The organism is Micrococcus sp. GbtcB5 (assembly GCF_019091605.1).
Lineage (GTDB): Bacteria > Actinomycetota > Actinomycetes > Actinomycetales > Micrococcaceae > Micrococcus > Micrococcus luteus.
In genome coordinates this window covers 1-1,428 of record NZ_JAGXJK010000068.1, presented here as the reverse complement: position 1 = coordinate 1,428, position 1,428 = coordinate 1, and the positions used below count along the sequence as shown (strand labels likewise).

1 protein-coding gene is annotated in these 1,428 nt (G+C 67.8%); it reads left to right on the top strand.

The genetic code is table 11. From position 1 onward, the window contains the following. The first annotated feature begins 123 nt into the window (after positions 1–123). Positions 124–1,371: an IS256 family transposase gene (locus KVS67_RS11450; protein WP_011117090.1), complete on the top strand. Its 1,248-nt coding sequence runs from the start codon at positions 124–126 to the stop codon at positions 1,369–1,371. Positions 1,372–1,428: the final 57 nt, after the last annotated feature.

Here is a 1,428-nt window from a genome sequence, read left to right as displayed (position 1 = left end):
AGTTGAGTCCCGGATAGTGGTGTAACCCTCCCCGGTGGCCACGACCATCTTCGAGACGGACGCGGTCACCGTGGGAGCCTTCGAGCGAACCTTCCACAGCACTCTCGAAAGGACATCACCACGATGACCGCTCCACACATTGTCGACCCTGAACGCCTGCTGCGCGAAGCTCTCGGGGAGGCCTCCCCAGACCTGCTGCGCCACCTGCTGCAGACCGTGATCAACGCACTGCTCTCCGCCGACGCTGACGCGGTCTGCGGGGCCGAGTACGGCAAGCCCTCCGAACACCGGACAGCGCAGCGCAACGGCTACCGCCACCGACCCCTGGACACCCGCGCCGGCACGATCGATGTGGCCATCCCCAAACTCCGGGCCGGCACGTACTTCCCCGAATGGCTGCTCGAGCGCCGCAAACGGGCCGAGTCCGCACTGATCACCGTGGTCGCGGACTGCTACCTGGCCGGGGTCTCGACCCGGCGCATGGACAAGCTCGTACGGCAGCTGGGCATCGACTCGCTCTCGAAGTCCCAGGTCAGCCGGATGGCACAGGAGTTGGACGAGCACATCGAGGCTTTCCGTCACCGGCCGCTGGGCGAGGCCGGCCCGTTCGTGTTCCTCGCCGCCGACGCCCTGACCATGAAAGTCAGAGAGGGCGGGCGGGTGATCAACGCGGTGGCCATGGTCGCCACCGGGGTCAACGCCGACGGGCGCCGCGAAGTCCTCGGGCTGAGGGTGGCCACCACGGAGACGGGTGCGGCGTGGAACGAGTTCTTCGCGGACCTGGTGGCCCGGGGGCTGGCCGGGGTGGCACTGGTGACCTCGGACTCCCATCGCGGCCTCGTGGAAGCCGTGGCGGCGAACCTGCCCGGGGCCGTGTGGCAACGCTGCCGCACCCATTACGCGGCGAATCTGATGGCCGTGACCCCGAAGAGCATGTGGCCGGCGGTGAAGGCCATGCTGCACAGCGTGTACGACCAGCCCGACGGGCCGGCCGTGCAGGCCCAGTTCGAGCGCCTGTTGGACTACGTGCAGGACAGGTTGCCCGCGGTGGCTGGGCACCTCGATGCAGCACGAGAGGACATCCTCGCGTTCACCTCGTTCCCGAGGGACGTGTGGTCCCAGATCTGGTCGAACAACCCTGCCGAGCGGCTGAACCGGGAGATCCGGCGCCGCACGGACTCGGTGGGGATCTTCCCGAACCGGGATGCCGTGGTGCGTCTGGTCGGGGCTGTGTTGGCCGAGCAGACCGATGAGTGGGCCGAAGGCCGCCGGTATCTCGGCCTGGAACTGCTCGCCCGGTGCCGTGAGCCCCTGACCACGGAGCAAGAGACCGTGATGAGCACGGAGGTGATGCCGACCCTGCAGACCTGACAGGTACAAGCCCCCTACAACCTCGAAGACGGCTACACCACTTCCAGGGACTTGACC

What these genes read in the sequence shown, in the direction of transcription:
- KVS67_RS11450 (WP_011117090.1), top strand. Translation starts at nt 124, where the DNA reads ATGACCGCTCCACACATTGTCGACCCTGAACGCCTGCTGCGCGAAGCT.